Origin of the sequence: Glutamicibacter arilaitensis (genome assembly GCF_044793945.1) — a bacterium.
In the GTDB taxonomy this organism is placed as follows: Bacteria; Actinomycetota; Actinomycetes; order Actinomycetales; family Micrococcaceae; genus Glutamicibacter; species Glutamicibacter arilaitensis_B.
Genome location: NZ_CP084994.1, coordinates 842,782 through 868,174, shown reverse-complemented (window position 1 = coordinate 868,174; position 25,393 = coordinate 842,782). Strand labels below are relative to the sequence as shown.

Genomic DNA, 25,393 nt, shown 5'->3' with positions numbered 1-25,393 from the left:
AGTGCGGCAAGCCAGAATGGCTCGCCACAAGTCTGCATTAGGCAGATTCGCTAACCATCTAGCAGTAGCGTGTAAACCACGAGGCGAATGTCGGTATCCGGAACAACCCAGTCTCGTTCGGGTCGATGGATAAAGCCCAGAGATTCATACAGCTTACGGGCTGCGCTCCAGTGACCACCCGTGGTGAGGGACACGGTGTGTATCTCCGGTAGCTGCCGGGCATATTCGATTGCCGCCAGCACCATGGCTCGACCCGCGCCAGAGCGTTGCACGGCTGGATCCACACTGAGCATACGGATTTCGAGTTCACCTTCGAGGGCAATGTCAGCGTATTCGTTACCCGCTTGGGTCAGGGTCATCGAGGCGATGGTGTGGCCGTCTTTGCGTGCCACGAAAATATCGCACTGGGCATCGCGCTGCGCAACCTGACGCACAAAATTGAGGTATTCATGTTGTGGATCTTCAAAGTGCCCTGCCTGCAGGTACGCATCAACGGTGAGGTCACCGATTCGCTCGTAGTCGGCGGCGGTCGCTGGTTCGATGCGCAGCTGACCCTTGGTTACTTGGAAATCATCAACTTCAGACATGGTTCTACCAGTTTGCCATCGATGCCCTGCCCGCGATAAGTCTGTGAGTCGTACGCCGAATTTTCACCGAGTTCGCTCTATCGCCTTGTGAAAGCTAAATCGTGAAGATTTTGACCTGCTACTTTGCCTCGTACCAGCTGCCTCAGATCGTGAATGACGAGCCGAATACTGAATAAAGTCGACAACTCAATTCTCGCAAGCTGATAAGGGAATCAATCCGATTTTCAAGGCAATAATAAATATTGCAGGTGCGTTCTCTGGCCGGCAACCAGTAAACTAACAAGAATTGCCGCAGTTCTAGCAATGGTCCTCGATATTCACAGTGTTGTGAACGCCCAGCCCGAGGACTCAGCCGAGGAACCCATTCAGCTCCTTTCATCTGTAGTTCTCAGGATGATTTTCGGCTACGACCGGGATCCTGAACTCCACTCAAGGATTCGGCCACATACCCATTAATTCGTATTGCAAAGGGCCGCGCGCTGGTTTACATCCAGCGATGAGGGGCACGGCTCACAGCCTGCCCAACTAAGGCTCTTTTTCACTAATAGATCGGAGAGTGAACGACTTGCGCGTTCTCATTGGTTCGTCCCCGGAGCATGTTGCCCGTATCGCTGCAGATAACGTCCTCGCGGGGCTGGCTCACCATGGAAAAGGGAAAAACCCTGTGCTCGGAGTCGCCACCGGCTCATCGCCTCTTGGCCTGTACCGCGAGCTCAGTGTGGCAGTAGCCGAAGGACGCGCAGATTTTTCCAAGGCTCAGGGCTTCGCCCTCGACGAATACATCGGCATTCCAGACACCCATCAACTGTCCTACCGCCAGACACTGATCACCGAGGTTTGCAATACCTTTGGAATGCCAGTCAGCGGGCTACACACCCCTCAGGGAATGGCCGATTCCGTAGAGGAAATCGAAGCCAACGCACGCGCCTATGACCAATCGATCAAGGATGCAGGCGGTATACAGGTTCAGATCCTTGGAATCGGCAGCAACGGCCATATCGGCTTCAACGAGCCAGGCAGCGCCTTGCGTAGCCGTACCCGGATCAAGCGTCTGGCTGCACAGACTCGCATCGACAATGCGCGATTCTTCGACGGAATCGAGCATGTCCCAACCCACTGCGTCACCCAAGGCCTTGGCACGGTGTTGGAATCCGGTCGTTTGGTGCTGGTGGCTACCGGTGAATCGAAGACCGAAGCGATTGCTTTAGCCGTGGAAGGACCGGTGTCGGCATCGTGTCCTGGCTCGGTGTTGCAGCTGCATCAGGACGTTGTGGTGATCCTCGACGAGGCAGCGGCGGCCGGTTTGAAGAAGCGTTCGTACTATGACGATGCAGCCGAAGGAATCAGCTTGGAGAACCTACGGGTGCACTAAGCAATTCCACTACAGCTTCTCGAAATCCGAACTGCGATACTGGGAAATATGGCTGTCTACTTTGAATGCGTAACTCGCACCCCGATGGATCGAGTCGAAATTTTTGACCGTTCGAGGAGCATCGACGTTCATCGCGACTCTATGGCTAGCTCTCAAGAACAAGCGATAGCCGGTGTGACGAGTGGACTCATCTCGCTCGGCGAGCAAGTTACGTGGAAGGCCCGACATTTCGGGCTCTCGTTTCGCCTCACGACGCAAATTACCGAGATGAAACCCTCGGAGATGTTCATAGATGAACAGCTCCGTGGTCCGTTTAAATCTTTTCATCACGTTCATGAGTTCTATGATCTCGGCGGTCAGACGTTGATGATTGATCGGGTTAGTTTCGCGGCACCGTTCGGCCCGCTTGGATGGTTGGCCGAGCGGTTGGTCCTAGGCTGGTACATGCCCCGGCTCATCCGGCAGCGTAATAAATTTCTCCTGCACGGATAGTTCTCTATTGATGCTGAGTGAATAAATAATTCGCACACGCTACCAGCGCCTTCAGCCTTGTCTCACTGCACTGAATCGTGCATGGACTTTCCTACTTTGAAGGGAAGTCCATAACTTGCACATGCGTACGGGTCATGGCACTCGTCCATACGGTTGCTCAAAGCAAGAATCGTTGTCATACCCGCAGAAAATGTCGAAGGAACCTCGATTTCAATTGGAAGCGAACCGCCTTTGGCACTGTCGCCGGGTACTTGGATTTTCCCCCAGTTTGATCACTTGAGAAGAAACCGACAAGGGCGCTGGGAATCATTGAGTTTGCCGTGTGGCTCTGCTCGTACTGCTTAGCATTGGATTCAGCAGTGCAAGAACTTTGATCTGAGGACAGAGCTTTTCACACGACCTTTCCTCGATAGTACTAGTCACCGTCTCAACCACACCCAGAAAACTAGTTTCAGCGGACGAAAATATTACCCTGAGCCAGTTCCGCAACGATGCCTACCTAAGATCACCATAGGAATAAAGAATGGGACTAGCGCCTGGCTTCGACTAATTATTAGCAACAAAGATCTATTCAACACCGACGCGAGAAGATTTTCTTTCCGCAGCTCGCTAGGCTTGAAGAGGTCAAAAGGCTGACCGCCTGCGACTAACTCGTCAGATGCAATGATCAAGGATTTTCCTCATTACTACCAGAGCTCAAGCGCCAGCGGCCACAGATTCACTGATGGGAAGAGTTGCCCTTGGACTATCCCATGTCCTCTCACCTGTCTTGCTAGTCAGCTTGCTATTGATTTGCACTCCCCTGCGACACAACGAGACCTCCTGGGTAGACGCGGTAGTCGCCGCGGCGTTCACTGTGATTATTCCTTGGCTATTTCTTTTATTGTCGAAGTTCCGCGGCGGCGTAAGCGATCTGCACGTCACCCAACGCCATCAACGGCACAAGATCTTCGCTCTGACCGCCGTGTCGATCCTTTGTGGACTGGCTCTGCTCGGCTGGTTAGGGGCAAGCTCCACAATGTTTATCGAGGTGCTGTCCATTTTGGCGGGGCTACTCACAGTGGCCTTGATCAACCTGTGGTGGAAAGTCTCGGTACATCTGGCCGTGGGTTGCTACGTGGTGCTTCACATTTCCACAAGCGATGCTTTCCTCGCCCCGGCGATATTGTTCATTGCCTTGTTATCTTGGTCGCGCATCCGAAGCAATCAGCACACTGCTTCTCAGGTGTGCGGTGGAGTCATTGTGGGTGTGGTGATCAGCTTCGTCAGTAGCCAGTTAGCTCTGCTCGGATAGTTGACCGCATGATGCTACTGGCTCGGTCTGCCGCCCATTTTATGAGCGGTAAACCAAGCCAGTTTGAGCTGAATGAATCGAGAGGATCGCGTGGTGAGCGATGCGCTAGGGGTTGACTAGCTTATCGGTATCTACAAGTCCGGCGTACTGCCACCCCGGATATCCCTCGGGACGACCCACCGGGGTGCCCGTTTCTTCTGCAATCAAAGCGCCAGCCGCCCAATCATATTCCTGGGTGCCGAATTCCGCGTACGCGTCTAAGGAGCCCTCGGCGACCAAACACAGATCCAAAGCTGCGGAGCCAATTCGACGGATATTCACGAAATCTGGCAGCAGTTCCTGCAGAACCCCAATTTGGAAACCGCGGCGTTCCGCGTCGTAGCCGAAACCGGTACCCAGCAATTTAGCGTCGGATTCAACTGGCCCGGTGAGTCGGGTGAGCTTCTTCGTGCGCAGATCGTGCTTCCACGCTCCAAGTCCACGGCCTGCGAAGTATTCGACTTGCAAGGCCGGAGCGACAATGGCCGCTGCCAACCACAGATCGGTTCCATCCTCTTGCTTCTGGCACACGCCTACCGATGAGCAATAGTAGGCGATGTTCCGAACGAAGTTCGTCGTGCCGTCCAGCGGATCTATGCTCCACCGGTAGCCGCTGGGATTAGCCGGCTTCTGGCTCGGATACTCTTCGCCGGTCAGCTCGTCGTTGGGGCGCGTGGTGGTAATCGTGGCCCGAATAGCTTCTTCGGCGGCTCGGTCAAAATCGGTGACCCAGTCCCCCGCCGCAGATTTTTCGTCAACGTTGAACTTTTCCACGTCACGTTTGGATAGCACCTCAGCACCGGCTGCCGCTGCGCGGCGGGCTACGAGCACCAGTGGGTCGTGCGCGGCCTTATTGTTCTCCACCTAGGCTCCTTCATTTGGTGTCAGCGCAACTTCGCGTGCCGCGTCCGGGCCCCGTTCGAGCAGGACTACAAAACCTGATTCGTCCAATACTGGCACCCCGAGCGACTGCGCCTTATCTAGCTTTGATCCGGCGGCTTCACCGGCCACGAGGAAATCGGTCTTTTTTGACACACTTCCGGTCGCCTTGCCGCCGCGGATGATAATGCCTTCCTTGGCGGTGTCCCTTGAGAAGTTCTCCAGCGTTCCGGTGACCACGATGGCCAGACCTTCTAGGTGCTTGATGACGTTCTCATCTTGTTCGTCGAACATCTTCACTCCGGCGGCCTGCCAACTGGTGACAATGTCACGGTGCCAGTCAACCTTGAACCACTCCACCAGCGCCTCGGCGATAATTGAACCCACTGAGTCGATCTGGCTAAGTTCCTCCACCGCATTAGTGGAGTCGAGCGCTTCAAGAACCGCGTCCATGGATCCATAACGGGTAGCGATGGCGCGCGAAGCGTTGGGCCCCACATGACGGATCGACAAAGCGACCAGTACGCGCCAGAGCGGATTGCTCTTGGCTTTTTCCAGTTCGTCAAAGAGCTTCTCGGTGCTTTTGGTGGCAACGGACGGCTTCTTGGCGGTGGCCTTAGTGAAGAAATAAGGGACCAGTTCAAATTTCCCGGTGCCCTCACCCTTGGCGCGCTTCTCGCGCCACACTTTAACCTCGGACAGCTGCTCAAGCTTGTCCTTCAAGTCAAAAAGCCCTGCTTCATTGCGCAGCGGGCCGGGCCCTGCCGGGAGGATGACACCGCCCTGGGTGGCTGGGTCTTCTCCGGGGCCGCTGGTCAATGCAGCGGCGGCTTCGTAGCCGAGCGCTTCAATGTCCAGGGCGCTGCGCCCTCCTAGGTAGGCCACGCGTTCGGTGAGCTGAGCCGGGCAAGATTCGGCATTGAGGCAACGGATGTCCACATCGCCCTCTTTGGCCGGAGCCAGCGGCTGGCCGCATGACGGGCATTCGGTCGGCATAACGAAGTCTCGCAGGTCAGCATCGCCTTCACGCAATGCGAGGACTGGGCCGACGATTTCTGGGATGACGTCACCGGCTTTGCGCAGAATGACCGTGTCACCGATCTGCACGTTTTTTGCCTTTACAACTTCCTGGTTGTGCAAGGTTGCCCGGGCTACGGTGGAGCCGGCCACGAGCACCGGTTCCATGACGCCGAAGGGGGTCACCCGTCCGGTACGTCCGACCTGCACCTGGATGTCGAGTAGTTTGGTGTGCACCTCTTCGGGCGGGTATTTATAGGCGACCGCCCAGCGTGGAACGCGGGAGGTATAACCAAGCTGTTCCTGAGTGACCAGGTCATCAACTTTGATGACAATCCCGTCGATATCATGGATCAGTTCATGTCGCTTTGCGCCATTCTCGGCAATGAACTCAGTAACCTCCGCACGCGAGGTGACTACACGGCCATAAGGCGAAACCGGAAGTCCCCAATCGCGCATCAGTTCGTAGGCTTCGGACTGGTGCGTCATCGCGAAGTCTCGGCTGCGCCCCAGCCCGTGCACGAACATGCGCAGCGGACGCTTTGCGGTCTGCTGCGGATCTTTTTGCCGCAGTGAGCCCGCAGCCGCATTTCTTGGGTTCGCCAATGGTGCTTTGCCTTCGGCGATCAGCATCTCGTTGTAGGCGTTGAAGTCCTTGGTGGCAATGTATACCTCACCGCGAACTTCAAATTCTTGCGGAAAACCGGACCCGGTGAGTTCTTGCGGGATATCGGAGATGGTCAGTGCATTGTGCGTGACGTCTTCACCGGTGGTGCCATCGCCACGGGTTACCGCGCGTACCAGCTTGCCGTCGCGATAGGTCAGGTTCAGAGCCAAACCATCGATTTTGACTTCGCATAACCAGCTGACCGGGGACTCGGGCCGAAGCTTCGTGGAGTTTGCTTGGGCTCGTTCGAGCCATACTTCCAGTTCTCCGAGTGTGAAGACATCTTCCAGTGAGTACATGCGACTCGCATGCTTGACTGGCGCAAAAGCGCTGCTAACTTCGCCGCCTACCTCAAGTGTGGGTGAATCCTGCCCCATCAGTATTGGGTATTGGCTCTCCAGCAGCTGAAGTTCGTGGAATAGCGCATCGTAGTCCGCGTCAGGGACCAGCGGAGCGTCCTTTTGGTAGTAGGCGTCGCGATGTGCGCGAATCTGTTCCACCAGGATCTCGTAGCGTTCACGAACGCTATCCGGTGGGGTCATCATTGAGTCTGCTGGCGTTACTTGATTTTCACTCACGTATCCAATTGTGCCCCACCAATGGGACGCTTTGCCTACTAGCGCGCCCGGTGGCTAGGAACCGATGTCAGGCAACACATCTATGACCACTACCGCGATGTTGTCGCGGCCTCCGGCTTCCAGTGCCGCTTGGGTCAGAACCTGCGAGGCTTCTTCACGATCCGGATGGTTGATCAGGAGTTCTTGAATAATTTCTTCCGTCAGCTCTCCGCTCAGCCCATCGCTGCACAACAGGTAGCGGTCGCCGATGCGGGGCTGCAGAACCGTAAGATCAGGCTGGCTGTCGGCTCCGGCACCCAGCGCCCTGGTGATGAGGTTCCGGTGCGGATGGCTGCGCGCCTCTGCTTCGGTGATCTGCCCGGCATCTACCATTTCCTGCACGGCCGAATGGTCGCGGGTGAGCTGGCGCAGTTCTTGACCGCGCAGTCGGTATCCTCGCGAGTCACCGACATTGATCAAAAGCAGGCTCGTGTATTCACTTGCACCACGTGTTTCCGCGCTGACCTTTTCGGTGCGGGCACGGTGCTCGGCCAGCATTTCAGGGGTAATTTTGCTGAGCACGTCGGTGTTTTGGCTCATCTTAAAACTGCCCGTCCACGGAGGAACCACCATGGGCTGGCTAATCTGGTCCTGCCCCGGGCCGGCGCTGCGCACTAGGGCCAAGGCGCAGAGAGTCGTGCCGCCACGGGATTCCAAAGCATCGCGAATACGGTCATCGATAAGTTGGATTTGGCGTTGGATCTGTTCCACTGTGGGCAGACGCGGCACCACGGTCTTGAAGCTAAAGGTATTGAGCTCTTCCAGAGTCTCCACCGCCAGCTGGCTTGCGACCTCGCCTGCCTCGTGGCCGCCCATACCGTCGGCTACCGCCTGGATCACGTCGGTGATCAGGATCCGGTCCTGATTATCCTGACGCTTCAAGCCCACGTGGGTCTGTCCGCTCACTGCAAGGCGGAAGCTTTCTGAGTGCCGTTCGTTTTCCATTTAGTCCAGCACCAGCCTGCCACCCTCGCCAGCGGAGAGTTCATAGGGTTGAATATCACCAAAACCACGTACCGAAGTAACTTCTTGTGCGGTCAGGATGAATCGGGCGTCTTGTTTCAGCGTATTGGCAGTTACCGCATCTGTCAGCACCATCCCCGGCTCGGCAAGGGAAGTGAGCCGAGCGGCGAGGTTCACAGTCGGACCGTAGATATCTCCCAGACGGGAAAGCAGTCGTCCCCACACTACTGCCACACGAGTTCTTGGCAAGAGCTCATCTGCTTCGAACTCACGCGAAAGAGCCAAGGAAATCTGGGCACCAGCCTGCGGAGTTTCGGCAACGTACAGCACTTCGTCGCCAATGGTTTTCACCAAGCGTCCGCCACCGACCGAAATGATTTCGGCGCTCTTGGACTCAAAGCGCTGCACCATTTGCGCCAAGGTGCGCTCATTCATTCGGCGTGAGAGTGAAGTGTAGGAAACCAAATCGGCGAACCCTACCGCGCGGGCAAGCGGCAAAGGTGTGCCGTCGCTATCGCTGGAGTCCTGGTTGTAGGCGGCCACTCCGGCTTCGGCGCGTAGCGCCAGCCGGTGAATGCCGGCATTGAGCTGGCGGCGCCAAGAATAAACAAGCAGCTCTTCAAGCGGTCCAATGAGTTCGGGCAGGCTCTCAAGCAGTTGCCGGCGTGCTTGCCGGTCGCTCATATTCTGGTTGGCAACCATATCCTCGACGATCGCCTCAACCTGCCATACGACCATCCGGTCGGTCATCTGGCCGACCGATCGCATCAAAGAAATGGCAGTCTCGTCGGTGAGTTTGCCTTCGCGAACAAGGTCAACCATGGTTTTCAGCGCTTCGGTGTCTCGTCCGCTGAAGAAGACCTCGTCGTCGCTAAGCTCCGGGAAGCCCATGGCGCGCCAAAGTTTCCGTGCTGAAAGTAGCGAGACACCTGCGTCGGCGGCTACTTCTCTTCGCTTGAATTCGCGCTGTCCACCGATGAGTCGCTTTTCTAGTTCGGCCATGTGGTTCTTGACCGCGTCCGAAGCATGGTCAGGTACCTGCAGTGGGCTCTCCATTGCCAGCGCTAGTTCCGCGATGGGGTCTAGCGCCGCTGGGATCTCATGGTTTGGTGCGTGCTGCCGAGCCTCGCGTGCAGCTTTAGAGGCTGCCTGTGGGGTATCCGGGCGTGATGGATTGGAGTTGTCGGTGCTCATTGTCCAATGCCCTCACTGTTCGATGCATCTACCTGGGTGTTCGATGTCTGATGATGGTGCAAGTTGTTCATCATTTCGATGGCCAACGTGCGGAAATATGATACTGCGGGCACATGCATGATACGCACATGCCCATGGCTTAATACAACGTCCAAGGCACCAGGTTTCGTGATCGCAGCTTGTTGTTTGGTGTGCGCAATCAAGTCACGCACAGAATAAAGCCCAATAGATTCAAGGTCCGCACGGCCAAAAGAGGTCCGGAACAAGATTCGTTCGGTGGTCAAGATTATGCAGGTGCGAAGCCACCGCACCCACGGTGTCACGCACCAGATCAGCACCAGAATAAACCAGAGCACCAGAGTGAGGACCATCCACAGTTCCGATTCGCTCGCGAGCCAGTCGGAAAGGTCGGTGCGTGAAAGATAGCCCAGCAAGAACGCGCAACCGGCGGTGAGGAATAAAAAGACGACAAAAGGTTGGCGTAACACCCGGGAATGTTCGCGGGTCTTGATGACCACGCGCTCCCTCTCATGCAACGGCACCTTCATCTTCGAGTTCCTCGCCCCTCCTACCGCAGGTTCTTCTGTACAGTCATCTCCCCTAATACTAGTCCGCGCATTCTATGCTTCGCCTGTTACGCGTACTTACCGTCGGCGCGCCGCACGTGGTGCACATCGCCAGCCAAGATTCGCTGGCTTTGCCCCGGCGCTTTTTCAACTACCAGCGCTCCGTCTTCGGCCAGCTGCACCGCACGCCCGAGGAGCTGAGATCCATCAGGGAATTCGACTCGGACTTCCTGGTCGAGTGTGGCCAGACGTGCAGCAACGAGGTCGCGCAAGGAGAGATCGGCATATTCTGCGAGCGGTGCGGTGCTGCGCCCGCCCACTGCGCGAAAAGCGGCATCCAATGCGGTGAAGCGTCGCAGATACTCAGCCAAGAGCTCTCCGCGATCCACTCGGGCGCCGCTGGCTAGACGCAGCGAGGTTGCCGTGGCAACAGGAAGTTCCGAGGCCTCTTGATCTACGTTGAACCCGGTTCCTACGACTACCGCGAACCCTTGCGGTGTCTGCACTAGCTGGGCCAGAATTCCGCAGATTTTCCGGTCTCCGGCGAGTAGATCATTAGGCCATTTGATGCGCGCTTTCACTGGCGCAAGTTCTTCTACTGCTTGCGACCAAGCTAAAGCTGCCAGCATGGTGTACCAGGTCAGGGATTGCGGCTCCATAGCGGTGCCCGGTGAGGCAAGCACGCTGACGGTGATGGCCGACCCCGCCGGGGTCACCCATTCGCGGCCCAGCCGTCCTTTGCCCTGCTGCTGATGCTCACTGAATAGGACGCTGAGGTGTCCGGCCGCACCGGAGCTTGCCAGCTGGGCCAGCTCGGTATTGGTGGAACCCGAAGTGGCGAGCACCTTGATAAATCCAAGTCTTAATTGCGCAGCTAATTCATGAAGGGGCAACGGGTCTAGAGCCGCGCGCGCCGAAGATGATTCAGGATTCATCCTTTAACTCTATGACACGCGCGGCGCTTGGCTTCGGCTCTAAAGGAAGATGTCCTCGATGAGTTGGGCCTGAGGATTCACGGAATACTTTTCCAAGTCGGTGACTCCCGAAAGCTCCAGCACCTGGGTGTCGGTGAAGAAGTTCCCGCTTACTTTGGCTGGATTGCTGGCCAGAATGCACATTGCTGCATCGGCCACGATGTCAGTGGTGCGTGCGGCCTGAATCATTTTCATTCCGCCTGGCAAGCTTCGGATGGCGGCGGTATCGATGAGGGTTGCTGGCCACAGGGAGTTGACCCCGACGCCGTCGCCCTTGAGCTCTTCGGCTAGCCCGAGGGTAGTCAATGACATTCCATATTTGGCCATCGTGTAGCCCAAGTGCAGACCAGCCCAATGCGGGTCGAGGTTCAGCGGCGGCGACAAGGTGAGAATGTGCGGATGCTTTGATTGGCGCAGGTAGGGAAGCGCGGTTTTGGACAGCAGGAAGGTGCCGCGCACGTTGATGTCCTGCATCAGGTCGTAGCGCTTCATATCCAAGTCATCCGTTTTGGCCAGATTGATGGCCGAGGCGTTGTTGATGACGATGTCGATGCCGCCGAATTTTTCGACCGCCGCATCTACTGCCCGTTGAACGTCGGCATCTTCACGCACGTCTCCGACTACCGCCAGTCCTTGACCTCCGGCGGCGTTGATCTTTTCCACCGCCGAATGAATGGTGCCTTCCAGAGTGGGGTGTGGCGTGTCTGTCTTTGATAGCAAGACGACGTTTGCTCCGGCTTTTGCCGCCGCTTCGGCGATGGCCAATCCGATGCCGCGGCTTCCACCGCTCATCAAGATGGTTCGGCCGCTAAGTTGTGAAATGTCAGGGGCGATGTCAGCTCGCGAATCATTAGTCATGTGACCTAGATTACGCGATGTGGCCACACTAAGCTACTCACCAGTAACTTATTCTGGCGTGCTTCACGCCCTCCATAGGCGCAATTTGTAAGTTTCCTACAACAAAAACCGAAATTTTCCCGGTTAGACTGACTTAGTTGGCATTTTTCTTGTGCCATTCCTACACATAAGACGAAACCCGAGGGAGTCGAAGGCATGACGCAGGGCCGTACCGAGACGGAAGAATCAATCGATCTGTCCACCACCGCCGGCAAGCTTGCCGAATTCCGCCGCCGCCAGAACCTGGCAAAGGCGCCTTCGGGTGAAGCAGCCATCGAAAAGCAGCACGCGCGCGGCAAGCACACCGCACGCGAACGCATCGAGATGCTGATGGACGAAGACTCCTTCGTCGAATTTGATGCCCTTGCAGTTCACCGCTCCACCGCCTTCGGCATGGAGAAGAAGAAGCCTCTGGGCGACGGGCTCGTTTCTGGCTACGGCACAGTTGATGGTCGCCTTGTCGCCGTGTATTCCCAGGATTTCACCGTCTACGGCGGCTCCCTTTCCAAGGTCAACGGCGAGAAAATCGTCAAGGTCCAGGAATTCGCGCTGCGCAACGGCTGCCCGGTCGTCGGCATCCTCGACGGTGGCGGAGCGCGCATCCAGGAAGGCGTAGCCTCGCTGGCAATGTTCGCGGACATCTTCCGCAATAACGTCCACGCTTCGGGCGTCGTGCCGCAGATTTCCCTGATCATGGGTCCAAGCGCCGGCGGAGCTGCATACTCCCCTGCACTGACCGATTACGTGATCATGGTCGATAAGACCAGCCACATGTTCATCACCGGCCCCGACGTGATCAAGACCGTCACCGGCGAGGAGATCGACATGGAGTCGCTGGGCGGCGCACGCCAGCACAACGCAAACACCGGCACTGCCACCTATCTGGCCACGGATGAGGAAGACGCAGTGGAGTTCTGCAAGGAACTGCTGGACTTCCTCCCGTCCTCGAACCTCGCCGACGGGGTTATCGCCGAGTTCGACGAGGACTTGGAACTCAACGATGACGACCTGTCCTTGGACACGCTGATTCCAGACTCCGCGAACCAGCCATATGACATGCGCAAGGTGATCGAGTCGATAGTTGATGACGCTCACTTCTTCGAGATGCAGGCGCTCTATGCGCCAAACGTCATGATCGGCTACGCCCGCGTTGAGGGGCGCACCGTAGGTGTGGTGGCAAACCAGCCGATGCAGTTTGCCGGCACCTTGGATATCGCCGCGTCGGAGAAGGCAGCCCGCTTCGTGCGCAATTGCGATGCCTTCAATATCCCGATCCTGACCTTCGTCGATGTCCCTGGCTTCCTGCCGGGCAAGGACCAAGAATTCCAGGGAATCATCCGCCGCGGCGCGAAACTGCTCTACGCCTACGCCGAAGCCACCGTGCCAAAGCTGACGGTGATCACCCGCAAGGCCTACGGCGGAGCGTACATCGTGATGGGCTCCAAGAAGCTTGGAGCGGATCTCAACCTTGCGTGGCCGACGGCGCAGATTGGCGTGATGGGCGCGCAAGGCGCGGTCAACATTCTCTACCGCCGCGATCTGGCAGCGGTAGAAGCCGAAGGCGGAGACGTCGAGGCGCGCCGCAAGCAGATTATCGAAGACTACGAGGCGGAGCTGCTCAATCCATACCAGGCTGCCGAGCTAGGCTACATCGACGCGGTTATCGCCCCGAGCGAGACCCGCCTGCAGCTAGTGCGCGGATTGCGCGCGCTGCGCGACAAGCATGTGACCCTACCTCCGAAGAAGCATGGCAATATCCCGCTGTAAGCAGCGGAATCACCGACCAGCAACTAACCATTCTCAAGGAGTAGCCTGTGCACGAGCAAAGCAGCGCCATTGCGGCCGCCACCATCACCGTGACCAAAGGCCAGCCCACCGCCGAGGAACTCGCGGCGGTCACCGCACTGCTCACGGCAATGGGCACAGCCGCGCCGGCAGCAAACGATACGCCCGCCGAACCACAGCGCGTGGCACGCATTCGCAAACGCCGCGCTCTGACTCCTCGTCTTGGCTGGAGCCTGGGCCGGCACTAGACAGCATTTGGAGCCAAACCATCGGCGCTCTGCCTTTCGGCAGAACACCGATGGTTTGGCGCATAACAAACAAGAGCACCGGCAAAAACCCCAAAAGTCTTCAACAAATCTTTCACATCAATTACTGTTAGCTACATGACATCACCTGTAGCTCAGCGCGTGCCCAGCGGCATTGACGCCATTGCGGAAAACTTCTTTGCCGAAACCCTCAAGCTAGTCCCGGAATACGGGGTGTCCTTCGGGCTGCCCGGCTACGAATCGGCCTACTCCGACTACTCCCCCAAGGGAACTGCGCAGCAGATCGAGTTGCTGAGCGAAACTCTCTTGGCCCTTGAGGCAGCGACCCCACGCGATGACATTGACGCGGTCACCCTCGACGCCATGCAAGAGCGGCTCGGCCTCGATCTGGAGATTCAGCTCTCCGGACGCACGGAGCTGAACAACATCGCCTGCGCGGCCCAGGAAATCAGGTCGATCTTTGACCTGATGCCGCAGGAGAGCGCGCAAGACTTCGCATTCATAGCCACGCGTCTGGCAAATGTTCCCCAGGCCATCGACGGCTACATCGCCTCATTGCGCGATTCAGCATCCAAGGGATTGGTATCGGCTCAGCGACAGGTGAACATCGTAGCTGTCCAATGCCAGGATTATGCCAAAGATGACGGGTTCTTCGATCAGTTGGCCACCGCTGGCGCCGAGAAAGACACCACCCTATCTACGTCACTGAGCGCTGGGGCAGCCCTAGCCAAGAACGCCTACCTGAAGCTGGCGCAAGTACTGCAAGAAGAACTGCTGGCTCAAGCGCCCCAGGCCGATGCGGTAGGCCGCGAATACTACGCTCTGATGTCCCGCCGCTTCCTCGGCGCTTCGGTGGACCTTGAGGAGACCTACCTTTGGGGCGTCGCCGAGCTGGACGCGATCATCGCCGAGCAGCAGCGCGTCGCCGACCAGATCAAGGCCGGTTCCAGCATCGAGCAGGCAAAGGAAATCCTCAACGCCGATGCAACGCGCAAGCTTGATGGCACCGAGGCGCTCAAAAGCTGGATGCAGGGCAAGGCTGATGACGCCATCGCACAGCTGCGCGATGTCCACTTCGAGATTCCTGCGCCTATGGACCGCATCGAGTGCAAGATTGCCCCCACCGAAGACGGCGGAATCTACTACACCGGCCCCTCCGAGGACTTCGAGCGCCCCGGGCGCATGTGGTGGTCGGTACCGCCAGGCGAAGATCAGTTCACCACCTGGGCCGAGCTGACCACCGTTTACCACGAGGGCGTTCCAGGCCACCACCTGCAGATCGCCACCGCGCAGCTGCAGGGAGCTACGCTCAATAGCTGGCGTCGTCTGCTCTGCTGGGTTTCCGGGCATGGCGAGGGTTGGGCGCTGTATTCCGAACGCCTCATGCACAAGCTGGGCTACCTCGATGACCCGGGCGACTACATGGGAATGCTTGATGCCCAACGGCTTCGCGCGGCCCGCGTCGTCTTCGACATCGGCGTGCACCTGGGCTTGGAGGTTCCCTCCCAGTGGGGCTCCGGCACCTGGAATGCGGAGAACGGCTACGAGTTCTTGAAGAAAAACTTGGACATTTCCGAAGGGCAGCTGGACTTCGAGTACAACCGCTACCTGGGCTGGCCGGGACAGGCACCGAGCTACAAAATTGGCCAACGCTTGTGGGAGCAGGCTCGCGATGAGGTGGCCGAGCGCGAAGGCGAAGCTTTTGAGCTCAAGGATTTCCACACCCGGGCGCTGAAGCTCGGATCGGTCGGGCTTGATACGCTCAACCGCGCGTTGCTGGGATAGCTGCTCCAATAGCTGGCTGGCTGCCGGAGTCACCGGCAGCCAGCCGACTATTTAGCCGAGAACTAATCCGCGTAAGTGGAAAGCTGAATCAGGTTGCCGCAGGTGTCATCAAAAATTGCAGTGGTCACCGGACCCATCTCGGTGGGCTCCTGGGTGAATCTAACCCCAAGCGCCAGTAGACGCTCATATTCTGCCTGGATGTCGTCAACCGCAAACGAGGTCAGCGGAACGCCATCGGCGAACAGCGCCGCCTGGAATGGCCGAGCCGCCGGATGCTCGGCAGGTTCCAGCAAAACCTCGACTCCTCCCTCATCTTCTGGGGAGACCACCGTCAGCCATTTGAATTCGCCCACAGGTACATCGTGCTTCTTCACGAATCCGAGAACCTCGGTGTAGAACTTCTCGGCCTTGCTCTGGTCGTCAACCATGACGCTAGTGATGTAAACCTTCATGCTGCCTCCGAATAATCGTGGTGGATCTCCCTGTCAGGTCCCCTGCGGCAATCAAAGCATAGATTGCGCCGCTCCGGAGCTATCCCGAACCCTCCGTCGCGACATGAGCATCCCGGCACCTTCCGCGAATGAAACTCCCGCACCACTCTTGATGCATATCCGCACTCAAAAATCCATCTGCCCGCAAGGAGCGTGCACCTCCCAGTCATTTCACGCCATTATTCTCTTAGCTCGTTATTCCATAATTTTCCGCAATACTCTGCACATTTCCGCAAATATAAGTGATCGACCGCACAGAAATGGCACCGCAAGAGAGGAATAATCCAGTTTCGTAATGTTGCGTAACTTTAACTGCAACGGTTGCCGTTTTCCGGCATACCGTTTTAGTTATGTCTAATACCGCACCTTCATCCCGACTGCCTCGTTGGATGACCAGTTTCGGTCCGCAGATTATCGCTGCGTTGATCGTCGGTCTAATCCTCGGCCTGGTCGCCAAGTACACCGGCAGCACCGCCGAGGAACCAAATGCGCTCGGTGAAGCCCTGCAGATTATCGGGTCCAGCTACGTGGCCCTGCTGCGTACCGCCGTCATCCCGCTCATTTTCTTTGCAGTGGTTGCTTCCATTGCAAACCTTGCACAGGTGACCAATGCTGCACGCTTGGCGTGGCAGACCTTGCTGTGGTTCGCCATCACGGCGCTGATCTCCGTCACCATCGGCATGGCACTGGGCGTGCTGATGCAGCCTGGCGCCAATACCGGGCAAACCGCACCTGCCGAATATGACGGCAAGACTGGCGACTGGCTCGGCTTCCTCACCGGCCTGATCCCCGCGAACTTCCTCGGCCTAGGCGCGAGTACCAAACTTGCCGAGGACGCGGCCACCACCTCGATCAGCTTCAACGTGTTGCAGATCCTGGTGATCGCCATCGCCGTGGGTATCGCCGCGCTGAAGGTCGGCAAGGCGGCTGAACCATTCTTGGCATTCTCCGCCTCGATCCTCGCGATCATCCAGAAGGTGCTGTGGTGGATTATCCGCATCGCACCGATCGGCACCGTTGGCCTGATCGGCAACGCTGTCGCAAACTACGGCTGGGACACCATTGGAGCATTGGGCAAGTTCACCCTCGCCATCTACATTGGCCTGGCCTTGGTGCTCTTCGCTCTTTACCCTGTCTTGGTTCGCACCCACGGGCTATCCATCAAGCAGTACTTCTCCGGGGTATGGCCAGCGGTGCAGCTCGGTTTCGTTTCCCGCTCATCCATTGGCACCCTGCCGCTGACCCAGCGCGTGACCGAACGCAATCTGGGCGTGCCTTCGGGCTACGCATCCTTCGCTGTGCCTTTGGGCGCGACCACCAAGATGGACGGCTGCGCAGCGATTTATCCTGCAATTGCCGCCACCTTCGTGGCCCAGTTCTTCGGAATCGACCTCGGCTTGACCGATTACCTGTTGATCGCACTGGTTTCCGTCTTAGGCTCGGCGGCTACCGCTGGAACCACCGGCGCAGTGGTGATGCTGACCTTGACCCTGTCTACCCTTGGACTGCCTTTGGCTGGCGTTGGCCTGCTGCTCGCGGTTGATCCGATCGTTGACATGGGCCGCACCGCGGTCAATGTTGCCGGTCAGGCACTGGTGCCGGCAATTGTCGCCAAGCGCGAAGGCATCCTGGATATGGAGCTGTACAACGCACCGCGCAACGGCAATCCCTTCGCTGACGACAGCATTGCGGCCAGCCAGGATCCGAAAGCGACAACTTCGGCCAGCGCCTAGTTTCCCGTAGGTCCGAGCGGCCTTAGCAATACCCAGCGGTCGGCATTCTCCTCGCAAGGAGGGTGCCGACCGCTTTTTGGTGGGGCAGAACACAACACTCCACTTTGCACAGCGTGCAAGTTTGCACGTAGTGTAATTACGTGACTTCCAATGGCCCCGGCACGCGCCGTGAACTCAATAGGCAGGCGACGCACCAGGCGATCGTCGACGCCGCCCTTCAACTGCTGCGCGAGGGGCACGGCACAGCGATCACCGCCACCCAAATCGCCGAAATTGCCGGTATTTCCCGGCGCACCCTGTTCAACTATTTCCCCTCCGTTGACGCCATCCTGTCCTATCCCCTGCATGCGGTGCTCGAACACATGGTCGAGGCATTAACTCCCCTGACCGAACACCTGCCACTAATGCAAGCGCTGGTCCGCGCATTGGAATCCGAGCGGGTCACTGTGCTTTTGGGACAGGTCGCACAATTCGGCGCCTATCTGCGCCGGCAGGAAAACGGCACTTGCTACCCGCCGAATTTCATTGCCTGGCAAAGCGCCACTGGTGAGGTCATCGCCAAAATTGCCTCCCGGTACCCGCAGACCGATGCCTACTCCATCCGCGTGTTCACTCACGCCATCCTCGGCGCGGGGCAAGCAGCCTTCGATACATGGATCGACCAGCTGCCGGAGCCGGATGCATCTGGACTCCACGTTTCAGATGAACTCATCTCTTCCTTCCATCGACTCATCACCAGGGCTATGGAAACACTCGATGCGGGTTTCAACTCGCTGCCACTGACCGCACCAAACTCGCTCAAGGAAGACTAAGCCATGGCTACGTTCCTTTACCGCCTCGCCTCATGGGCCCACAGGCACCGTTTCCGCATGCTCTCCATGTGGATTGCGGCTTTTATCGCCATCGGCGTCTGCGCCAGCCTCTTTATGGGGCAGCTTTCGAACACCTTCACCCTGCCGGGCACCGAAACCCAGCGCACCATGGACCGGATGAAGGAAGAGCTCCCCGATCTCGCCGGCGGGCAGGGCACCATCGTCTTCCGCGAAGGTTCCAACCGCGAGTTGAACGCGGACCAGAAATCGGCGATTCAGGATTCCTTGGATCAGCTGGCCTTGCATCCTCAGGTCGTCGAGGCCATGAGCCCCTTCGAACTGCAGAAACAGCTTGATGATGCCAAGCCAGAGCTGGACAAGGCCCAGCAAAAGCTGGTGGACGGGCAAAAAGAACTCGACGATGCCAAAAAACAGATAGCTGACGGCAAGGTACAGCTCGAAGACGGACAAAAGAAGATCACCGAAGGCTGGTCCGAACTTTTCGACGGCACCAAGGAAATCGAGGATGCCGAGCCGCAGATCGCCGCGGCCGAAAAGAAGCTAGCCACCGGATGGAACGAGCTACGCGCCGGCGAAGCCCAGTTGAGCAGCGGGCAGTCCCAGCTGAACGCAGGCGAAAAGAAATACCAAGCGGGTCTCTCCGAATACAATGCGGGACTCAAAAAATACCAGTCCGGGCGTGCTCAGTTCGAAGCCGGAGAGAAGAAACTCGATCAGGCCGACGCGAAGCTGAACGCAGGCGAGAAGGAATACCAGGCGGGTCTGAAGAAGATTCTGGACGGCAAGTCCCGTAGCCAGTTTGAGAAGGAACTAGTTGCTGGCAAAAAGCAGGCCACCGAGGGCCTCGCGAAGGCCGAAGAGGGCTTGAAGGCCATTGAGCCTCAAATCTCGGAGCTGAATGCCCAGATCCCAGGGGTGGAGCAGGCGCTCAAGCAGGCCGAAGCCGATGGCGACGAAACCCTGATTCGCGAGTACACCGAACAGCTGACGGCACTGAAGGCCGGCCTCGCCGAGCTGAATGCCGCCAAGGCGCAAGCCACCGAGGGCAAGGCCCAGGCCAGCGCAGCTCTGAAGCAGATCGGCCAGGCCGAGGCAGGTCTGAAGCAGCTGGACACCGCGCGCAAGGAATTGGACACCGGGGCCATACAGGCCACCGAAGGGCGCCAGGAGCTCGAAGCTAACCGCGGCGAACTGTCCTCCGCCAAAAAGCAGCTTGATCAGGCCAAGGCGCAGCTTGCCTCGGGCAAGCAAGAAATCGATGCAAACAAGGCGAAGCTGGCACAGGCACGCGCCGAGCTTGAATCCGGCCGCGCCGAGCTCAACGCCGGACAGGCAGAATTCGACAAGCAAAAAGCTGCCTTTGCCGCGGGCAAAGCCCAGCTGGCAGAGGCTGAGAAACAGCTGCGAGAGTCCGAAGCAACCATCAAGGAAAAGACCAAAGAGCTCGAAGACGGCGAGCAGGAAATCGTCAAGGGAGAAAAAGAACTCGAACGCGGACGAGCCGAACTTGAGTTCGCCTCCCGCCAGGTCGGCGCCAGCGGGGACATGCGCTTCGTCTCCGAAGACAGCTCCACCGCCGTCTCCCAGGTCAGTTTCCGCATCGCGACCGACGCATTGACCGCCTCGGATCGTGAAGCCATCACCGCGGTCGCCACCGGACCGCAGTCCACCGGAGTCGAGGTGCTCTTTTCCAAGGAGATCCTGCAGGACATCTCCGAGGTCTTCGGCACCGCGGAAATTATTGGCGTGGTGATTGCCGCAGTAGTCCTGCTGGTTATGCTCGGCACCCTGATCGCCGCCGGCTTGCCGCTACTCCTGGCCCTGCTGGGTGTTGGCGCCGGGGTGGGCACCACGCTTGCCTTCTCCTCGATGTTCACCATGGCCTCGATTACCCCTGCGCTGGCGTTGATGCTGGGACTCGCGGTGGGTATCGACTACGCGCTGTTCATCATTCACCGCCACCGCACGCAGCTGCTCTCCGGCATGGAGGTCGGTGAATCGATAGCCCGCGCGGTAGGCACCAGCGGCAATGCCGTGGTCTTCGCAGGACTGACGGTCATCATCGCGCTGGCCGCCCTCGCGGTCCCAGGTCTGCCGTTCCTCACGGTGCTCGGCCTCTCCGCAGCCTTTACCGTGCTCTGCTCGGTGTTGCTGAACATCACGCTGCTTCCCGCGCTGCTGTCCATGGCCGGATCCAAGCTGGTATCCAAGCGTGCCCGGAAGAACGCGGACAAGCCTGTGGTCAAGGAACCGATCTCGGAACGCTGGGTGCGCCTGGTAACCAAGATCGCGATTCCAGTGTCGCTGCTGGTAGTCGTGGTGCTCGGCGCCATTGCGATCCCGGTATCGCAGATGCGTACCGCATTGCCGGACGGCAGTGCCGAAGCCGCCGACTCGCAGGCCTTCCAGGCCTATCAGCAGACCAGCGACAAGTTCGGCGCCGGCTACAACGGCCCGCTGCTGGTCCTCGCCGATCTTCCGGCAGACTTATCGGAACGGCAAGCCGAATCCAAGTCATTGGATATCGCGGATATGCTGCGTGAATACGACGGAGTGGTCGCTGCCATCCCGGTGACCATGACCGAAGACAGGTCGCTGTCCGCCATCCAGGTGATCCCGGCAGATGGCCCGGCCTCCGCGGCCACCGAAGCGCTGGTGCACGAACTGCGCGACGACGCACAGAAGATCAACGACGCCACCGGCGCGAAAATCGCGGTGACCGGTCAGGTCGCCGCGCAGATCGACGTGTCCGAGAAGGTGACCTCCGCGTTGCCACCGTATCTGGCAATCGTGGTGGGACTCTCGCTGATCCTGCTGTTGCTGGTCTTCCGCTCGGTGGTTGTGCCGCTGCTGGCCACCGGTGGCTTCCTGCTCTCGCTGGCCGCCGCGTTCGGCGCCAGCGTGATGGTCTACCAGTTCGGCTGGATGTCCGCTGCCTTCGATGTCAATGTGCCCGGCCCGCTGCTCAGCTTCCTGCCGATCCTGCTCACCGGCATCCTCTTCGGTCTGGCCATGGACTATCAGGTGTTCCTGGTCTCCGCGATGCGCGAGCACTACGCCCACGGACTTTCGGCTAGGGATGCGGTGCGTTCGGGCTTCTCCATGGCCGCTCCGGTGGTGACCGCGGCGGCGCTGATCATGATCGCGGTCTTCGCCGGCTTCATCTTCTCCCACCTGTCGATGATCCGCCCGCTGGGCTTCGCACTGGCTACCGGTGTGCTCTTCGACGCCTTCGTGGTGCGCATGACGCTGATTCCAGCGATTATGCACCTGCTGGGCGACAAGGCTTGGTACCTGCCGAAATGGCTGGATAAGATCCTTCCAGACGTGGACGTTGAGGGCGCAAAGCTCAATGAGATGCTTGACCGCAAGGCCGAGCATCCGCACGACGAAGCTTCAGCCAAGGAAGAGGTAACCGTATGACCGCTGCTAAAGAGACCGCCCGGCTGCTGCTGGCCTCTGCCTCCTCGGGGCGGCAGAAGCTGCTGACCGATGCCGGGTTGGCTTTCAGCACCCAGGTGTCGAAGGTGGACGAGGATGCCGTGCTAGCCGCAGTCGAGGCCGCCGATGGACCGCAATCCCCGTCCGCGACGGCTCTGCTGCTCGCCAAGGCCAAAGCCGAGAACGTCGCCGCGGGCCCGCACGCCGCTGGCACCGTAGTCCTCGGCTGCGATTCGGTCTTCGAACTGGACGGCGTGGCTTACGGCAAGCCCTACACCACCGAGGTGGCCCGCGAACGCTGGGCGCAGATGAGTGGTTCCACCGGGATCCTGCATTCGGGCCACTGGCTGATCGACACCGCTGACCCGCATTCTGCATCGGGTCGGGTCTCCTCAACCACGGTGCATTTCGCCAAGGTGAGCGATGAAGAAATCGAAGCCTACGTGGCGAGCGGGGAACCGCTGCCCTGCGCAGGCGCGTTCACCATCGACGGGTTGGCTTCGGCCTTCATCGAGTCCATCGAGGGAAACTTCCAAAGCGTGGTGGGCCTGGATATCTTCGTGCTGCGCGAGCTTTTGGCGGAAGCCGGAATCCCGATTGTGAATCTCTGGAAATAACCAGGCTTCGCCGCGTCCCTGTCCGAGATTTACGCTTGGGCAGGGACGCGCTGTTTAACGCTCGCTTGTGAATCCGTTGGCTCCTGGTTCACCGGCATAGCCCGCAAAACAGGGCAAACCGAAACTCAGAATTCGGCGTCGTTTAGGCCGGCGTACATCAGGAGTTATGCGCTTGGCCCAAATGGCCGCGGTTTTTGTAGGAACCCTCCAAAAATATCGGCCTAACACCCCAGATTTTCCGGATAAGTACATATACTTCCCACAAAGCCGATAGGCTCCTAGGTGAGAAACTCTAATTTTTTATAGACAAGGTTCACCCATGAATCCATTGACGAAGGTGCTCATCGCCAACCGCGGCGAGATTGCAGTGCGAATTATCCGTGCGGCGCGCGATGAAGGAATCGAGTCGGTGGCGATCTATGCCGATTCAGATCGCGATGCGCTGCACGTGCGCCTGGCCGATGAAGCCTACGCACTGGGCGGCACCACCGCCGCCGAATCCTACCTTCGTATCGAGAAGATTCTGGACATCGCGCAGCGCTCAGGCGCCGACGCGATTCACCCCGGCTACGGCTTCCTCGCCGAGAACGCCGATTTCGCCCAGGCCGTGATCGACGCAGGCCTGACCTGGATTGGCCCCAGCCCGGAATCCATCGACCAGCTGGGCGACAAGGTCAAGGCGCGCCATATCGCTGAGAAGGTGGGCGCTCCCCTGGTTCCTGGAACCAAGGACCCGGTCGCTTCGGCCGAGGAAGTCTACGCATTCGCCGACGAGTTCGGCTTGCCGCTAGCCATCAAGGCAGCCTACGGCGGCGGCGGACGCGGTATTAAGGTGGTGCGAAACCGCGAAGACATCGGCGAGCTTTACGAGTCCGCCGTCCGTGAAGCAATCGCGGCCTTCGGCCGCGGCGAATGCTTTGTCGAGCGCTTCCTGGACGCGCCTCGCCACGTGGAAACCCAGTGCTTGGCCGACGCTCAGGGCAACGTTGTAGTGGTTTCCACTCGCGACTGCTCCTTGCAGCGCCGCAACCAGAAGCTCGTCGAAGAGGCCCCAGCGCCGTTCTTGAGCGAAGAGCAGGTCACCCGGCTCTACGAATCCTCCAAAGCGATCCTGCGCGAGGCGAACTACACCGGTGCCGGCACCTGCGAATTCCTCGTCGGACAAGATGGCGTCATTTCCTTCCTCGAGGTCAACACCCGCCTGCAGGTGGAGCACACGGTCTCCGAAGAGGTCACCGGGCTGGATCTAGTGCGCGAACAGTTCCGCATCGCCCGCGGCGAAGAACTGGGCTACGAGGACCCTGAGGTCCGCGGCCACTCCTTCGAATTCCGCATCAACGGTGAAGACGCAGGCCGAGGATTCGTCCCGACCCCGGGCACCATCACCAAGATGAATCTCCCAACCGGCCCCGGTGTTCGCGTTGATTCCGGCATCGAAGCCGGTGAGAGCGTCTCGGGCAACTTTGACTCAATGATCTCGAAGCTGATCGTCACCGGTTCCACTCGTGAGATCGCCGCGGCCCGCGCCCGTCGCGCATTGGAAGAATTCCAGATCGAAGGCATGGCGACCGTGCTGCCGTTCCACCGCGCGGTCATGAGCGACGCGGCATTCGTCCCGGAAGCAGGACCGTTCACGGTTCACACCCGTTGGATCGAAACTGAATTCGCCACCGTCATCGAGCCTCACCCGATGCCTCAGGTTGAGGCTGAAGAGGCCGCCGAGCGCACCTCGGTCACCGTCGAGGTTGCCGGCAAGCGTTTGGAAGTCACCTTGCCCTCCTCGCTAGGCTCGGTATCGGCCGCCGCAAATGACAAGGCGGCCAAGAAGAAGCGCAAGCCAGGCCGCAAAGCCGGGGCCGCCGCCGCTGGAAACAGCGCCGAGCTGCGCTCGCCAATGCAGGGCACCATCGTGAAGGTAGCCGTTGAAAACGGTGACACCGTAGCCGAAGGCGAGTTGATCGTGGTGCTCGAAGCGATGAAGATGGAACAGCCAATCACCGCGCACCGCGCTGGAAAAGTTGAGGGCTTGGAAGTCAGCCCAGGGGAATCATTGTCCTCTGGTGCCGTGATCGCCTCGATCATCGAAGCCGACTAACACCGCACCACCAGATCAAGGCCGTCGAAGCGCACTAAGCGCCTCGGCGGCCTTGCGCGTTAAGCCAGTCGGCGAAGGTGAGGGTGCCCAGCCGCGCCTCGGGGCCCGGGAAGCGGTATTTCGATCACGCGTTTGGCAGGCCGTGCGTCGTGCGCCAGCTGCGCCATGCGCTCTTCGCGCGGTCCGGCCAGATCGGACACCACCCCTTGCGGCTGGGCCACCGCCAGTTTAACCAGTTCCGCGGCGACCTCGGTTGTAGATATCGGTTGTGAACGCATCCTCGGGACATATTGCACAGGCCCGAAGCCCAGACGGCCCTGCAATTGGCTGGCAAATTCGTGGAACTGGGTAGTGCGCAGCAACGTGTTTCCACCAGTCGTCCGGCCTCCAGCAAATTCTTGGTGGCCCGGGTGAAGAACCCCACCGCAGCACTGGCGCGCATACTTGCGGTGCTCGATACGTCGATGACCGCACCCACCCCGCTCAGCGCATCGGCCAGCCCCTGTCCGGTCACCAGCTCGATGCCGGTTCTTCGAGACAATATCAAGGCGCTGTGCCCAGCCGCTTCAACTGCGGAAACCACTTGACGTCCGACGGTCCCGGTCCCACCTGCGATAGCCATCTTCATGGGCTAAACCTATCTTGGGTCATGGCACGCGACCGCGAAACTGTGGCAGTCCTATTCTCTTCTGACTGAACGACGGGCACGGTTTGTTCCGCAATGAAACACTGCTATTTAGTGCGGAAAATCGTGCATCTTACTGTCAGTTTACACATCCCAAATGATCC

Annotated in this window: 22 protein-coding genes; 12 read left to right on the top strand and 10 right to left on the bottom strand. The window is 58.9% G+C overall.

The genetic code is table 11. The features are described 5' to 3' along the window. Nucleotides 1-50: 50 nt before the first annotated feature. Complete coding sequence (locus LG294_RS04060; RefSeq protein ID WP_404289753.1) at nt 51-587, bottom strand: GNAT family N-acetyltransferase; 537 nt, start codon at nt 585-587, stop codon at nt 51-53. Nucleotides 588-1,152: 565 nt separating this feature from the next. Between LG294_RS04060 and LG294_RS04055 the strand changes: the two genes are divergently transcribed. The 3 genes from LG294_RS04055 (at nt 1,153) to LG294_RS04045 (ending at nt 3,745) form a co-directional block, all read left to right on the top strand. Further along, the gene (locus LG294_RS04055) at nt 1,153-1,959 is read left to right on the top strand and encodes a glucosamine-6-phosphate deaminase (RefSeq protein WP_404289751.1); all 807 of its coding nucleotides are present in this window, start codon (nt 1,153-1,155) and stop codon (nt 1,957-1,959) included. 48 nt (nt 1,960-2,007) lie between these two features. After that, a complete protein-coding gene (locus tag LG294_RS04050) occupies nt 2,008-2,451 on the top strand; it encodes an SRPBCC family protein (RefSeq protein ID WP_404289749.1) in 444 nt (147 codons plus the stop codon). Nucleotides 2,452-3,175: 724 nt separating this feature from the next. Further along, on the top strand, nt 3,176-3,745 hold the full coding sequence (locus tag LG294_RS04045) for a hypothetical protein (protein ID WP_404289747.1): 570 nt from the start codon (nt 3,176-3,178) through the stop codon (nt 3,743-3,745). A gap of 105 nt (nt 3,746-3,850) precedes the next feature. Here the strand turns inward: LG294_RS04045 and LG294_RS04040 are convergent, their stop codons facing one another. The 7 genes from LG294_RS04040 to LG294_RS04010 form a co-directional block, all read right to left on the bottom strand. Further along, nucleotides 3,851-4,648 carry an inositol monophosphatase family protein gene (locus tag LG294_RS04040; RefSeq protein ID WP_404289745.1) on the bottom strand — a complete coding sequence of 266 codons (798 nt, stop codon included), beginning with the start codon at nt 4,646-4,648 and terminating at the stop codon, nt 3,851-3,853. Continuing rightward, the gene (gene ligA / locus LG294_RS04035; RefSeq protein ID WP_404291637.1) at nt 4,649-6,892 is read right to left on the bottom strand and encodes an NAD-dependent DNA ligase LigA; all 2,244 of its coding nucleotides are present in this window, start codon (nt 6,890-6,892) and stop codon (nt 4,649-4,651) included. 87 nt (nt 6,893-6,979) lie between these two features. Next, a complete protein-coding gene (locus tag LG294_RS04030; RefSeq protein ID WP_404289743.1) occupies nt 6,980-7,870 on the bottom strand; it encodes a PP2C family protein-serine/threonine phosphatase in 891 nt (296 codons plus the stop codon). Nucleotides 7,871-7,909: 39 nt separating this feature from the next. Then, nucleotides 7,910-9,121 carry an adenylate/guanylate cyclase domain-containing protein gene (locus LG294_RS04025; protein WP_404289741.1) on the bottom strand — a complete coding sequence of 404 codons (1,212 nt, stop codon included), beginning with the start codon at nt 9,119-9,121 and terminating at the stop codon, nt 7,910-7,912. Next, entirely contained in the window at nt 9,118-9,669 is a 552-nt protein-coding gene (locus tag LG294_RS04020; protein WP_404289739.1) for a hypothetical protein, read from the bottom strand. The genes LG294_RS04025 and LG294_RS04020 overlap by 4 nt, the downstream gene beginning before the upstream one ends. Before the next feature lie 86 nt (nt 9,670-9,755). Further along, nucleotides 9,756-10,622: a biotin--[acetyl-CoA-carboxylase] ligase gene (locus LG294_RS04015; RefSeq protein WP_404289737.1), complete on the bottom strand. Its 867-nt coding sequence runs from the start codon at nt 10,620-10,622 to the stop codon at nt 9,756-9,758. A gap of 39 nt (nt 10,623-10,661) precedes the next feature. Then, nucleotides 10,662-11,519 carry an SDR family oxidoreductase gene (locus LG294_RS04010; RefSeq protein ID WP_404289735.1) on the bottom strand — a complete coding sequence of 286 codons (858 nt, stop codon included), beginning with the start codon at nt 11,517-11,519 and terminating at the stop codon, nt 10,662-10,664. 195 nt (nt 11,520-11,714) lie between these two features. On the opposite strand from LG294_RS04010, the gene LG294_RS04005 reads away from it, so the two are divergent. The 3 genes from LG294_RS04005 (at nt 11,715) to LG294_RS03995 (ending at nt 15,394) form a co-directional block, all read left to right on the top strand. Further along, nucleotides 11,715-13,325: an acyl-CoA carboxylase subunit beta gene (locus LG294_RS04005; protein WP_404289733.1), complete on the top strand. Its 1,611-nt coding sequence runs from the start codon at nt 11,715-11,717 to the stop codon at nt 13,323-13,325. Nucleotides 13,326-13,372: 47 nt separating this feature from the next. Continuing rightward, the gene (locus LG294_RS04000; RefSeq protein ID WP_404289731.1) at nt 13,373-13,591 is read left to right on the top strand and encodes an acyl-CoA carboxylase subunit epsilon; all 219 of its coding nucleotides are present in this window, start codon (nt 13,373-13,375) and stop codon (nt 13,589-13,591) included. 135 nt (nt 13,592-13,726) lie between these two features. Beyond that, nucleotides 13,727-15,394: a DUF885 domain-containing protein gene (locus tag LG294_RS03995; RefSeq protein WP_404289729.1), complete on the top strand. Its 1,668-nt coding sequence runs from the start codon at nt 13,727-13,729 to the stop codon at nt 15,392-15,394. A 62-nt stretch (nt 15,395-15,456) separates the two neighbouring features. On the opposite strand, the gene LG294_RS03990 is transcribed toward LG294_RS03995, so the two are convergent. Next, entirely contained in the window at nt 15,457-15,846 is a 390-nt protein-coding gene (locus LG294_RS03990) for a VOC family protein (protein ID WP_404289727.1), read from the bottom strand. Nucleotides 15,847-16,235: 389 nt separating this feature from the next. Between LG294_RS03990 and LG294_RS03985 the strand changes: the two genes are divergently transcribed. The 5 genes from LG294_RS03985 to LG294_RS03965 all read left to right on the top strand — a co-directional run bounded on the left by LG294_RS03985 (nt 16,236) and on the right by LG294_RS03965 (nt 24,604). Continuing rightward, the gene (locus LG294_RS03985) at nt 16,236-17,618 is read left to right on the top strand and encodes a dicarboxylate/amino acid:cation symporter (protein WP_404289725.1); all 1,383 of its coding nucleotides are present in this window, start codon (nt 16,236-16,238) and stop codon (nt 17,616-17,618) included. 140 nt (nt 17,619-17,758) lie between these two features. Continuing rightward, nucleotides 17,759-18,430, top strand: coding sequence for a TetR family transcriptional regulator (locus LG294_RS03980; RefSeq protein ID WP_404289723.1), 672 nt, complete (start codon nt 17,759-17,761; stop codon nt 18,428-18,430). A gap of 3 nt (nt 18,431-18,433) precedes the next feature. After that, complete coding sequence (locus tag LG294_RS03975) at nt 18,434-21,874, top strand: MMPL family transporter (RefSeq protein WP_404289721.1); 3,441 nt, start codon at nt 18,434-18,436, stop codon at nt 21,872-21,874. Further along, complete coding sequence (locus tag LG294_RS03970) at nt 21,871-22,509, top strand: Maf family protein (protein WP_404289719.1); 639 nt, start codon at nt 21,871-21,873, stop codon at nt 22,507-22,509. Before LG294_RS03975 ends, LG294_RS03970 begins: the two co-directional genes overlap by 4 nt. A 319-nt stretch (nt 22,510-22,828) precedes the next feature. Beyond that, a complete protein-coding gene (locus tag LG294_RS03965; protein ID WP_404289717.1) occupies nt 22,829-24,604 on the top strand; it encodes an acetyl/propionyl/methylcrotonyl-CoA carboxylase subunit alpha in 1,776 nt (591 codons plus the stop codon). Between the two features lie 59 nt (nt 24,605-24,663). Here the strand turns inward: LG294_RS03965 and LG294_RS03960 are convergent, their stop codons facing one another. Continuing rightward, entirely contained in the window at nt 24,664-24,882 is a 219-nt protein-coding gene (locus LG294_RS03960) for a hypothetical protein (protein WP_404289715.1), read from the bottom strand. Nucleotides 24,883-24,942: 60 nt separating this feature from the next. Between LG294_RS03960 and LG294_RS03955 the strand changes: the two genes are divergently transcribed. Further along, nucleotides 24,943-25,191 (top strand): hypothetical protein, encoded by a 249-nt coding sequence (locus LG294_RS03955; protein WP_404289713.1) that lies wholly within the window; start codon nt 24,943-24,945, stop codon nt 25,189-25,191. The last annotated feature ends 202 nt before the right edge of the window (nt 25,192-25,393 follow it).

Excerpts from the sequence above, each read along its gene's own strand:
- LG294_RS03970 (WP_404289719.1), top strand. The coding sequence starts at position 21,871 with ATGACCGCTGCTAAAGAGACCGCCCGGCTGCTGCTGGCCTCTGCCTCC.
- LG294_RS04060 (WP_404289753.1), bottom strand. The coding sequence starts at position 587 with ATGTCTGAAGTTGATGATTTCCAAGTAACCAAGGGTCAGCTGCGCATC.
- LG294_RS04045 (WP_404289747.1), top strand. The coding sequence starts at position 3,176 with ATGGGAAGAGTTGCCCTTGGACTATCCCATGTCCTCTCACCTGTCTTG.
- LG294_RS04025 (WP_404289741.1), bottom strand. The coding sequence starts at position 9,121 with ATGAGCACCGACAACTCCAATCCATCACGCCCGGATACCCCACAGGCA.
- LG294_RS03995 (WP_404289729.1), top strand. The coding sequence starts at position 13,727 with ATGACATCACCTGTAGCTCAGCGCGTGCCCAGCGGCATTGACGCCATT.
- LG294_RS03965 (WP_404289717.1), top strand. The coding sequence starts at position 22,829 with ATGAATCCATTGACGAAGGTGCTCATCGCCAACCGCGGCGAGATTGCA.
- LG294_RS03985 (WP_404289725.1), top strand. The coding sequence starts at position 16,236 with ATGTCTAATACCGCACCTTCATCCCGACTGCCTCGTTGGATGACCAGT.
- ligA (WP_404291637.1), bottom strand. The coding sequence starts at position 6,892 with ATGATGACCCCACCGGATAGCGTTCGTGAACGCTACGAGATCCTGGTG.
- LG294_RS03960 (WP_404289715.1), bottom strand. The coding sequence starts at position 24,882 with ATGCGTTCACAACCGATATCTACAACCGAGGTCGCCGCGGAACTGGTT.
- LG294_RS04020 (WP_404289739.1), bottom strand. The coding sequence starts at position 9,669 with ATGAAGGTGCCGTTGCATGAGAGGGAGCGCGTGGTCATCAAGACCCGC.
- LG294_RS04005 (WP_404289733.1), top strand. The coding sequence starts at position 11,715 with ATGACGCAGGGCCGTACCGAGACGGAAGAATCAATCGATCTGTCCACC.
- LG294_RS04015 (WP_404289737.1), bottom strand. The coding sequence starts at position 10,622 with ATGAATCCTGAATCATCTTCGGCGCGCGCGGCTCTAGACCCGTTGCCC.
- LG294_RS03990 (WP_404289727.1), bottom strand. The coding sequence starts at position 15,846 with ATGAAGGTTTACATCACTAGCGTCATGGTTGACGACCAGAGCAAGGCC.
- LG294_RS03975 (WP_404289721.1), top strand. The coding sequence starts at position 18,434 with ATGGCTACGTTCCTTTACCGCCTCGCCTCATGGGCCCACAGGCACCGT.
- LG294_RS04010 (WP_404289735.1), bottom strand. The coding sequence starts at position 11,519 with ATGACTAATGATTCGCGAGCTGACATCGCCCCTGACATTTCACAACTT.
- LG294_RS04050 (WP_404289749.1), top strand. The coding sequence starts at position 2,008 with ATGGCTGTCTACTTTGAATGCGTAACTCGCACCCCGATGGATCGAGTC.